We start from the raw sequence: 10,391 nt of genomic DNA, 5'->3' as shown, positions 1-10,391 counted from the left end.
ATTTATGAAAACATCAATTATTAAAATCAAGTACATATCAATGTTGCTAATTTTTATTTTTGCTACGTCCTGTAGTTCAGATGATGATTCAGGTACTAGTACGCCAGATGCTAGTGTACCAACAGTTAATTACGCAATTACAACAATAAATGCTACTTTTTTTGAAACAGGAAATTCTAATGCTCCAGATATTACTTGGAATGGCGATGTGGGAACTTTTTCTTTAGCGACACCATTAGATGGTTTAAGCATTAATGAAAATACAGGTGTATTAAGTTGGACTAACTTATTACCACAAGGTCAACACACGATTCAAGTTCTTGTAGCCAATAGTGCAGGGCAGAAGAGTGTGAATTTTATTTTAAATAATAAATTGCAAGGTAATTTTACATACAGATTTGAAAACGAATGTTCGTATGAACTCCAATTTAGTGCAGACGGTTCTTTAAGTGTTAAATATATAGGAGGTATTGATATAATTGCCAATGGAATTTGGGAAATAAATGGTAATGAGATTATAGGAAGTTATACTTTTCCATATGATAATCAAGAACAATCTATTAGAGCTCTTTTACTACACACCGCAACAGAAGTAAAGTTAGAAGGTCAGTGGTATAATGGATTAGGGGCAATTTCAGGTCAAGAAGGCGGTACTCTTAATTTAAAACTAGGGGAATTACCAGCAGGCTATGGCATTATATCCCTAATGGATAATGGCGATTATGTAATTCTTTTTTATGACTCCTGTGGTGGTGCTTGTTGTTTCGGTTCCATTCAAGATGCAAAAGACGCATATCCAAACAGGATATTAACATTTGTTCCATAAAATTAAAATATGTCCAAGACTTACCAATTAAAAAGACCTTGGAATAAAAACTTTTTAAGGTGAAAAACAATTAAAATAAGGACAACTAAATTCTGTTTAGTTGTCCTTATTTATTTTGAAGATTGATCAATATACCATTTGAGCAAGTACTTATAATCATTCTATGTTTTCTACCAACGTCATTTATTAAAACCTACAAACAGTTAATAAAATAAATTTTATTGTTTTTATGTTAACCTTTTCAAAATAGTTACATAAATAAGTATCAACATAAAATTTTTAAAACAAATACAATGAAAATATTAAAGAATTTCAATCTAACTATCATTTTTTTAGCTTTTTTAAGCCTGATACTAGCATCTTGCAGTACAGACGATTCAAGCGATAATAATCCACAACAAACTGAATCACTTCAGGAAATTCAAGGAGACTGGATTAGAATTGGAGGAAATTACGCACCAAATAATGGCATGAAGGTTTACGTAAACAGTAACTTAGGAAAAATATCAGATGCTTACAATTCTGATTTCATAAATGGCGATATCAAATGGAAAGATATAGAAAGTCAGGGGTCGGGACACTATTCTTACAAGGAGCTAGGAAACGATTATAATTACTATCCGTCGTCCATAAATTTTGGTACAGACGATACTCTTAGAATTTCAGTAAATACTTCTGGCTCTGGAAATATCCAAAAGTGGGTTCGTGAGGCCAATTTTACACCCCAAAGTGTTTATCTTCAAGTTTTACAAGGAAATTGGATTCGTGTAGGTGGAAACTACTTACCAAATAATGATGTGGTGATTGAGGTTACAGATAATACTGGAACTGTAATAGATCCAGCGCTTTCAGATTTTGGAATAGGAGATGTTAAGTGGAAAGATATCTATGCACTTGATGCCAATAATTTTATGCATGAAGAACTTGGAAATGATAATAGCTATTACACAGCTACTATGGAAATTGGAAAAGTAGACTCTGATACTTTAAGAATTCAAGTAGGTTCGAGTGGAGCCGGTAACATTCAAAAATGGGTGAGACATTAATAATTCAATAATTATTCACTATCACTTATAAAAGTGTTCATATAAAAATATTTAAGACGCTATTAATCAGTGTGAAAGGGGGAATTAGAACCATTCTTGTTCTGAGTCCCCTTTTTTTTGTAGAATTGTTCTGAAGAAAAAAGTAAAGTTATAAACTTGTCTGATTAATAAGTTACATAATCAATAATTTCCAAACCATAACCAATCATTCCAACACGTTTTGTTTGCTCGCTATTAGACATTAGTCGCAATTTATGAATGTTTAAATCGTGAAGGATTTGCGCCCCAATACCAAAATCTTTATGATCCATTTGAATGCTTGGCGCTTTGATAAGGTCCTTATGGTTTTGCTCTTGCTTAAGTATTGAAAGTCTGTGCAGTAAATTGGTGGATTGATTTTGTTGATTGATAAAAATAATAGCGCCTTTGCCTTCATCGTTTATCAGCTTAAACATATCGTCTAGCTTTTTATCGGCATTGTTGGTTAGCGTCCCTAAAATATCGTTGTTTACCAAAGTGGAATTGACACGTGTTAAAACATGTTCGTTGGTATTCCAAGCTCCTTTTGTAATAGCAATATGTACTTGGTTATTGGTTGTTTGTTGATAAGCTCTAAGTCTAAATTTCCCAAAACGGGTAACCATTTCAAAATCTTCTTTCTTTTCAATTAAAGAATCGTGCTGCATTCTATAGGCCACTAAATCTTCGATAGAAACAATTTTTAAATCGAATTTTTCAGCCACCTTCATTAGTTGTGGTAGTCGAGCCATGGTTCCATCCTCATTCATGATCTCTACAATAACTCCAGCAGGTTTCAATCCCGCCAAGCGTGCAAAATCTATAGCAGCTTCTGTATGTCCAGTTCTTCTTAATACACCACCTTCTCTAGCAACCAAAGGGAAAATATGTCCTGGTCTTGCCAGTTCAAATGGCTTTGTATTGTCGTCTACAAGGGCTTTTACGGTTTTGGCTCTATCTCCAGCTGAAATTCCTGTGGTTACACCATTCCCTCTTAAATCTACAGAAATAGTAAACGCTGTTTCTAATGGATCTGTGTTGTTATGAACCATTGGGTTTAATTCAAGCTCTTTACAACGTTTTTCTGTAAGAGGCGTACAAATAAGCCCACGACCATGAGTGGCCATAAAGTTAATCATCTGTGGTGTTACCATTTCGGCAGCAGCCAAGAAATCGCCTTCGTTCTCTCTGTCTTCATCGTCAACTACAATAATAACCTTCCCATTTCTAATATCGTTAATGGCTTCTTCAATGGTGTTTAACTGTATTTTTGAAGTTTCTTTTGGCATTTTAATAGTGGACATAATCGTTATTTAAATATGGTGCAAAGATATGGCTTATTTTAAACTAAGAGAAAGGTCTTCGTTAATTTTGTTCCTTCTTAAATAATGTGTTAAAGGGTAAAAACCAAGACCTAAAAGTAGAATAATAGGATTTTTAGAAATTCCTTTTAATTCTATTAACTTGTAAATAGTTAGTTGTTTTAAATAAGAAACTAGATAATAAATAAAACAAACTATAAATGAAATGATACTTAATTGAAGGCAAATTTCAGCTACTTCTTCTAACTTATTGTTTTTCAGAATAAAATAAAGTGGAAATAAAATAGCTCCTATAATATAGAAAATAAAAGTGAATTTAGCATAGACCTTATAATCCTGATGGTTTTTTCTAATCGTATTATAGTCTTCAATGCGCACTAAGGCTTCTGGTGAATTTTCGTGGGTTTCTTCTATAATTTCTCTTATAGCTTTTGGAAGCTTTGTTTTAGAGGCTTCTTCTTCTTCTTTATTCTTTATTTTTAAAAGGTTTTTAATAGGTTCTATAATATGATCAAACTCAAACAAACCGCGATCTTCTGTGGCACGTTTGGTTAAATAAATACCTAATGGAAGCATAATTAGCGTAGAGAACCAAGAGGCGAAAATGGGATTTAAACTCCCGTCTTTTGCACTGTTTTTGGCAAAAATTCCAATAAAATGATAGCTTAAAAAAAGCAGAATGGCAATAACCATTGGTAAACCAATACCTCCTTTTCTAATTAAGGCACCCAAAGGAGCACCAACAAAAAACAGAATCACACAAGCAAAACCTAAGGCCAACTTTTCGTGAAGCGCTATAATATGTCTATTTAGCCAAACGCCTTTGGTTTTAAAACTTTGTTCTTTATTTTCAATAATTTGCTGGGTACTTTTAAAAGTGTTTTCAGCCAAATCAATTAATACTACTTTCTCTTTATTACTATATAGGTCCAAGATGTTGTCTTGGTAAATGTTTTCTTTTTGGGTAGCAGCTCCTTTATTTAAATGTTGAAAATTACTTCTGTTATATAAGTTTGAGGCTAATTCTTTAATGTTATTGTCCTTATCAACTCTAAGCGTGTCAATAGTGTAGCTTAAATCTCTAATATTTAGCATGTTGTATTTATCGCTAATGTCTTTTTGCTCTAAGTCCACATTGTTCAAGTTCGATAAATCTACATTGATGGTATATTTTTTAAAATGACTTTTAGTCATTGGCTTTTTTTCTCGGCTTTTGTAATCTTTTGGGGGTGTATCGTCGTAAAAATAGCCATCAAATAAAATGAGTTGTAAGATATCTGATTCTTCTTCACCTTTTAGTTCTCCTGTTTTAGCGTAGATAGTTGTGAAATTTCCAGATTGATTACCTTTCTTTTGGTGAATAAGCACTTCTTTTAAAAACTGACCTCTATCGCCACTTTTGTCTGCGACTTTGATATTATACTCGCTCCCAACTTCATTAAATTGGCCTTTGGCTATAACCATGGCCGGTTTTAATTTAGCTATATTTTTACGAAGATTATATGAATTGTATTCAGCCCAAGGAATAACATTGTTTGAAAAGAAGAAAGTGGTTATTCCTAGAGCTATAATAAAGATACTAAGTCCTTTCATGGCACGTTGCAGAGAAATACCTGTAGATTTCATGGCTGCAAACTCATAGTTTTCGGCAAAACTTCCAAAAACCATAATGGATGCCAATAAAATAGTCAAGGGCAGAACTAGAGGTATTAATTTGGGAGCAAAATAAAGCAAGAATTTTGCGACTACAACCATGTCTAAGTCCTTTCCAGCCAGCTCTTTAATATAAAGCCAAATGGTTTGTAAAACAAAAATCAGCATGAGTATAATAAACACGCTGATAAAAGTTTTTAGATATGAGGTTAGTATGTATCTGTCTAAAATCTTCAAAAGTTACTTAATCCAATTTATTAATGTAGTAATCTTTATACTTGTTCTTGTCAAAAGTAAATAAGGATTTCGAAATAGGTTCGTTTGTTTTAAAAGAATTAACAGTTAAAGTGGTTTTTGTACCATTTTTGCCAACTTCAATTAAATTGTAAATGTGTTTGGTTTGTGCATCGATTCCTAATAGCACATGTTTTATTTCGGAATTGGAATCGATAGGTGTTAATTTTACATACTGGATAGCTCTTCCTTTAACGTTTTGACTGATGTCCATTTTATAGGCGTACCCGTCTTCATAAAAAGTAAGCATTTTACTAGGTGTAATACTGCTTCCATCGTTTGGATTATCGGAAGAAATTGTAACTTCCTCATCGTCTGGACTAATGCTGTAAAGCGTTTTACCATCAAAAATTCGGGTGGCACCTAAAATATTCAGTCTGTACTTGTTGCCTTGCAATACAACATCCCCACGAGTTTCTTGTTTGATGTTTTCGGCCGAGTTATCTAAAGCATATTTAAAATCTATGGATATGTTCTCGTAATTTTTTGCTTTTTGAGATACTTCATCCAAAAGCGCTTTAGCTTTACTGTCTTGGGCAAAAGCTACTACGCTAATTAAAAGTGCTATAATGAGTGTTATTTTCTTCATTGAAATAATTTTTATTCATTTCCTCCAATCTTACTAGATAAAGGAATTTTCTTAATTAATTTGTTTCATTTTCTAACATTTGGTCAAGTGCTACTAAATCTGTGACTAAAACTTGTCTTGCTTTACTGCCTTCAAAACCACCGACAATACCAGCTGCTTCTAATTGATCGATTAATCTTCCTGCACGATTATAGCCCAATTTCAACTTACGTTGTAGTAATGAGGCAGAACCTTGTTGTGCAATAACGATTATTTCGGCAGCTTCTCTAAATAATTTATCTCTGTCGGCTATATCTACATCAAGACTTGTGCCACTCTCTTCACCCACATATTCAGGTAATAAGTAAGCATCGGGATATGCTTTTTGCGAACCTATAAATTCGGTTATTTTTTCTACTTCTGGAGTATCCACAAAAGCACATTGAATACGTATCATTTCGTTACCCTGTGTGTAAAGCATGTCTCCACGTCCAATTAACTGGTCGGCTCCAGAGCTGTCCAATATTGTTCTGGAATCTATTTTACTTGTAACTCTAAAAGCAATTCTAGCAGGGAAGTTGGCCTTAATAATACCTGTAATAACGTTTACCGAAGGACGTTGTGTTGCAATAATTAAATGAATTCCAATAGCACGGGCCAATTGTGCCAAACGGGCAATTGGGGTTTCTACTTCTTTTCCTGCAGTCATTATTAAATCGGCAAACTCATCTACCACCAAAACAATATAGGGTAAAAATTGATGCCCATCATTAGGATTTAGTTTACGTGCTTTAAACTTGACATTGTATTCGGCAATATTTCTACATAAGGCATTTTTAAGCATTTCGTAGCGATTGTCCATTTCAATACACAAGGAATTTAAAGTGTGAATAACCTTGGTATTGTCCGTTATAATAGCTTCTTCACTATCTGGAAGTTTCGCTAAATAATGACGTTCTATTTTATTGAATAGAGTTAATTCCACCTTTTTTGGATCGACCAATACAAATTTAACTTCAGCAGGGTGTTTCTTGTATAAAAGTGAAGTTAAAACAGCATTCAGTCCTACCGACTTTCCTTGTCCTGTTGCTCCAGCCATTAATAAATGTGGCATTTTAGCTAAATCTGCCACAAAAGTTTCGTTGCTAATGGTTTTACCTAATGCCACTGGTAGCTGCATATCCGATTTCTGAAATTTTTGGGATGCAATTACAGAACGCATAGAAACTATGGTAGAATTTTTATTAGGAACTTCTATTCCAATGGTTCCCTTTCCTGGAATTGGAGCAATAATTCTAATTCCTAGTGCGGAGAGCGAGAGAGCAATATCATCTTCTAAGTTTTTAATCTTCGATATTCTAACCCCAGCATCTGGAACAATTTCATAAAGTGTCACCGTTGGACCTATGGTAGCTTTGATACTAGCAATACCAATTTTGTAATTGCTCAAGGTTTCTACAATACGGTTTTTGTTTTCCTCTAATTCTTCTTGATTGATAGTTATACTTTCAGAATCGTACTTTTTCAGTAGATCTAAAGAAGGGAATTGGTAGTTGCTAAGTTCTAAGGTAGGGTCGAATTGTCCATAATCTTCCACTAGCTTATTTGCTAGATTATCGGTTTCCGAAATTTCTTCGGCAACCTCTTCAACTTCAATAATCATTTCAGGTTCTTCAGGAATGACTTCCATTTTAGGTTTAATAGGTGGAACAGGAAGTTCTTCATCCTTTTTTTCTGAAATGGAAGTTTCTAATTTAATATCGAAAGCCGATTTTATATCTTCAGCTTCCGCCGTTAAATCGTTATCTATAGGAATGAAAACATCTTCATTTGAAGGTTTAAATTCTTGCTTAATATCCTTTGTTGCTTTTTGAAAAATATTTCCAAAGGTTTCGGCAGTTACTCGAAATCTTATGGCTAAATAAGTAATTAACAAGAAAACAAGTAGGAGAGAGGTGCCAATTATGCCTAAATAGTCTTGTAAATAAGAATTTATCTCGAAACCAATGGTGCCACCTAAAATATCAAGATGTTCGGTAAAAAAACCAAAAAGTATGGAAAACCATATTATTATAAGGAGACCCCAAAACCAATGTCTTCCTAACTTTTTTAAATTGGAATTGGTTAGTACAAAAACTCCGGAAATAAAAATAAGTCCTGCAAATATAAAGGAAGCAATTCCAAAACCACGCTGAATAAAGAGGTCGCTGATCCAAGCTCCTGTTTTATTAAGCCAATTTTCTGGTTTTACTTCTCTGGATGTAAATTCCGTTAAGGTGTTTTGGTCAACTTTTCCTGTAAACAGAAAAGATAAAAAAGCAATAAAAAGTAAAATGCCCAAAAGAGCTAAAAAGCTACCAAGCACTAATTTTTGTTGGCTTGACAACTTAAGGCTTGGGGCTTTTAACTTAGGTTTAGTTGATTTATTGGTTTTCTTTTTTGCCATATATAATTTCCGAAACGCAGAAATGAGTTAATTCTAAATTGAGATTTTTGAATATTTTGCTCAATGCAGCAAAAATACAAATTACTAACGTTTATCCTAATGGTAAAAGTATTTAAAAAAACTTAGGAAAATAAATGATACAACCAATTATAATCGCTGTGAGAGCAAATATAAAAACAGCTCCGGCAGCAAGATCTTTAATAAGTCCAATTTTTGGATGAAATTCTGGATGGACAAAATCGGCCATTTCCTCAATGGCCGTATTTAGTCCTTCTAATGCCAGAATCAAACCAATGGTTAAGGTTTGAACAATCCATTCCATAGGGCTTAATTCAACTAAAAATCCAATGAAGGTCATAATTAGACCAATACCAAACTGAACTTTAATACTAGCTTCGGTTTTTATTAAAAGCCAAGCACCTTTAAAAGCAAAACCTACACTTTTAAGCCTGTTTATAAAAAAGGAATCTTTGTTATTCATCCATTAAAGCTTCAAGTGCAGCCTTGTAATTTGGTTCGTCAGCTATTTCTTGAACTTGTTCGGTGTATTTTACAATACCTTTTTCGTCTAAAACAACAACACATCTAGAAAGTAAAGCCTCTAAAGGTCCATTTGTAAAGGTTAGGCCATAGTTTTTTCCAAAACTCCCATCTTTATAATCTGATAAAGAAATAACATTGTTTAAGCCTTCAGCACCACAAAATCTATTTAAAGCAAACGGAAGATCTTTAGAAATACACAACACTTTGGTATTGTCTAATTCTGAGGCTTCCTCATTAAATTGTCTAACCGATTTTGCGCAGGTACCTGTATCGACACTAGGGAATATGTTTAAAACAACTTTGCGTCCCGAATAATCACTCAATGATTTAGTTTTTAAATCTGTTGAAGTCAACTTAAAATCAGGTGCTTTTGTTCCTACTTTTGGAAGTGTTCCAGAAGTTTGTATTGGGTCTCCATGAAAAGTTACTGTTGCCATAATATCTATATTTTTTTTATTTCTATAAAAATACTAAATTATTAAGAGTTTTATTACATGGATTCCGGGATTTATCGGTCCAATTTGTTAAATAGTGTTAAAGAGAAAAGTGTATTTATAGTTCTTTCAATAATTAAATTAAAGTGGTTTTTAAAAATGTTAATAGGATAAGATATAATGGGCTGGTGGCTATCTATTTATCCATAGAGGATTTGTTAAACAAAAGTTAGTTTATTGTTAAATGGGAAATTGAAACATCTAAACTTAAGAAAGAGCGCGTAGATATAGCATTGAATCTAATAACACAAAAAACCTTTATTATGAAATTATCAAACAAATTATTTGGAGCCTTATTATTAACTTGCTTTTTAGGATTTTCGCAAATCACTACTGCACAAACAACAGATAGTAATACCGATACTAAAACAGAGGAAACTACTAAAGTTCAAAAAAAATCTCAATTGAAACAAGACTCTGAAGTGAAACAAGATAAATCTGAATTGAAGGCCAGAGAAGAAAAAGCAATTGAAACCAAGGTTGCGAAAGAAGAGAAAATGGATAGTGATAAAGAATAATTATCAAAACCCATTTAACAAAACAGCCTCTTAAATTTAATTTAAGAGGCTGTTTTATTTATCTGTAAATTTCTATTAAGAATCAATAGAACCAAGAACACGTTTCATAAAGCTGTTTAAAGCTTCCTTTTTTGGCGTTCCTTCTTTTATCATTTTGTTCACTTCAATGGCACCGTACATATTGGAGATAAGTTCGCCAATAACGTCTAGTTCTTCATCTTTTAAGGAAGAAACTTCTGTAAGCGCTTCAAGTGTTTCTATAGTTTCCACTACAAAATCTTCATCGTTTTCCTCAATAAACTGTGTGAGGTGTTTTATAATTGGCAGTTTCATATATAATTAGTTTACGCTATCAACCAATTCCTTTAAAACCTCAATCTTGTTTGTTTGCACTTGATTTACGAAATCTCCTTTTTTAAAGGTTGCAAAGGTTGGTAAATTATCAACGGTTGCAAGTTTTCTAGATTCGGTAAATTTTTCTGCATCTACAATAACAAAAGTTTTACCATCATTCTCTGAAGCTAATTTCTTGAATTTTGGTTTCATAATTCTACAATTTCCACACCAAGTTGCAGAAAACTGAACAACAACCGTATCGTTATTATTTATAATATCTTGTAAATTGTCTTGATCTAATTCTTGTACCATATCCTATAAATTTTT

At 32.9% G+C, this 10,391-nt stretch carries 11 protein-coding genes; 3 read left to right on the top strand and 8 right to left on the bottom strand.

The window, feature by feature from the left end; genetic code table 11:
* Nucleotides 1-826, top strand: an 826-nt coding sequence (locus VKY47_RS00565; RefSeq protein WP_324309503.1) for a hypothetical protein, incomplete at its 5' end; no start/stop codon positions are given.
* A gap of 293 nt (nt 827-1,119) precedes the next feature.
* Complete coding sequence (locus VKY47_RS00560; RefSeq protein ID WP_324309501.1) at nt 1,120-1,872, top strand: hypothetical protein; 753 nt, start codon at nt 1,120-1,122, stop codon at nt 1,870-1,872.
* Nucleotides 1,873-2,036: 164 nt separating this feature from the next.
* Here the strand turns inward: VKY47_RS00560 and ribB are convergent, their stop codons facing one another.
* From ribB to tpx, 6 genes are all read right to left on the bottom strand, one after another.
* The gene (gene ribB, locus VKY47_RS00555; protein ID WP_324309499.1) at nt 2,037-3,194 is read right to left on the bottom strand and encodes a 3,4-dihydroxy-2-butanone-4-phosphate synthase; all 1,158 of its coding nucleotides are present in this window, start codon (nt 3,192-3,194) and stop codon (nt 2,037-2,039) included.
* Nucleotides 3,195-3,227: 33 nt separating this feature from the next.
* Nucleotides 3,228-5,102: an LptF/LptG family permease gene (locus VKY47_RS00550; protein ID WP_324309498.1), complete on the bottom strand. Its 1,875-nt coding sequence runs from the start codon at nt 5,100-5,102 to the stop codon at nt 3,228-3,230.
* 7 nt (nt 5,103-5,109) lie between these two features.
* Entirely contained in the window at nt 5,110-5,748 is a 639-nt protein-coding gene (lolA1, locus tag VKY47_RS00545; protein ID WP_324309496.1) for an outer membrane lipoprotein periplasmic chaperone LolA1, read from the bottom strand.
* A gap of 55 nt (nt 5,749-5,803) precedes the next feature.
* Nucleotides 5,804-8,173, bottom strand: a complete 2,370-nt coding sequence (locus VKY47_RS00540; RefSeq protein WP_324309495.1) for a DNA translocase FtsK — start codon at nt 8,171-8,173, stop codon at nt 5,804-5,806.
* Between the two features lie 112 nt (nt 8,174-8,285).
* Nucleotides 8,286-8,654: a diacylglycerol kinase gene (locus VKY47_RS00535; protein ID WP_324309494.1), complete on the bottom strand. Its 369-nt coding sequence runs from the start codon at nt 8,652-8,654 to the stop codon at nt 8,286-8,288.
* Nucleotides 8,647-9,153, bottom strand: a complete 507-nt coding sequence (gene tpx, locus VKY47_RS00530) for a thiol peroxidase (RefSeq protein WP_324309492.1) — start codon at nt 9,151-9,153, stop codon at nt 8,647-8,649. Before tpx ends, VKY47_RS00535 begins: the two co-directional genes overlap by 8 nt.
* Nucleotides 9,154-9,473: 320 nt before the next feature.
* Here tpx and VKY47_RS00525 point away from each other — a divergent pair, with 320 nt between their 5' ends.
* Nucleotides 9,474-9,728: a hypothetical protein gene (locus VKY47_RS00525; protein WP_324309491.1), complete on the top strand. Its 255-nt coding sequence runs from the start codon at nt 9,474-9,476 to the stop codon at nt 9,726-9,728.
* A 75-nt stretch (nt 9,729-9,803) separates the two neighbouring features.
* On the opposite strand, the gene VKY47_RS00520 is transcribed toward VKY47_RS00525, so the two are convergent.
* Together VKY47_RS00520 and VKY47_RS00515 are read right to left on the bottom strand one after the other, a co-directional pair.
* Entirely contained in the window at nt 9,804-10,061 is a 258-nt protein-coding gene (locus tag VKY47_RS00520) for a DUF6952 family protein (protein ID WP_324309490.1), read from the bottom strand.
* A gap of 6 nt (nt 10,062-10,067) precedes the next feature.
* Nucleotides 10,068-10,376, bottom strand: coding sequence for a thioredoxin family protein (locus VKY47_RS00515; RefSeq protein WP_324309487.1), 309 nt, complete (start codon nt 10,374-10,376; stop codon nt 10,068-10,070).
* Nucleotides 10,377-10,391: the final 15 nt, after the last annotated feature.

Source organism: Xanthomarina sp. (assembly GCF_035306705.1).
In the GTDB taxonomy this organism is placed as follows: domain Bacteria; phylum Bacteroidota; class Bacteroidia; order Flavobacteriales; family Flavobacteriaceae; genus Xanthomarina.
Note: the sequence above shows the minus strand (reverse complement) of the source record. Positions and strands in the feature narration are given on the sequence as shown.

Bases quoted from the DNA above. Each gene is read 5' to 3' on its own strand.
- VKY47_RS00560 (WP_324309501.1), top strand. From the start codon at position 1,120: ATGAAAATATTAAAGAATTTCAATCTAACTATCATTTTTTTAGCTTTT.
- ribB (WP_324309499.1), bottom strand. From the start codon at position 3,194: ATGTCCACTATTAAAATGCCAAAAGAAACTTCAAAAATACAGTTAAAC.
- lolA1 (WP_324309496.1), bottom strand. From the start codon at position 5,748: ATGAAGAAAATAACACTCATTATAGCACTTTTAATTAGCGTAGTAGCT.
- VKY47_RS00540 (WP_324309495.1), bottom strand. From the start codon at position 8,173: ATGGCAAAAAAGAAAACCAATAAATCAACTAAACCTAAGTTAAAAGCC.
- VKY47_RS00535 (WP_324309494.1), bottom strand. From the start codon at position 8,654: ATGAATAACAAAGATTCCTTTTTTATAAACAGGCTTAAAAGTGTAGGT.
- tpx (WP_324309492.1), bottom strand. From the start codon at position 9,153: ATGGCAACAGTAACTTTTCATGGAGACCCAATACAAACTTCTGGAACA.
- VKY47_RS00525 (WP_324309491.1), top strand. From the start codon at position 9,474: ATGAAATTATCAAACAAATTATTTGGAGCCTTATTATTAACTTGCTTT.
- VKY47_RS00520 (WP_324309490.1), bottom strand. From the start codon at position 10,061: ATGAAACTGCCAATTATAAAACACCTCACACAGTTTATTGAGGAAAAC.
- VKY47_RS00515 (WP_324309487.1), bottom strand. From the start codon at position 10,376: ATGGTACAAGAATTAGATCAAGACAATTTACAAGATATTATAAATAAT.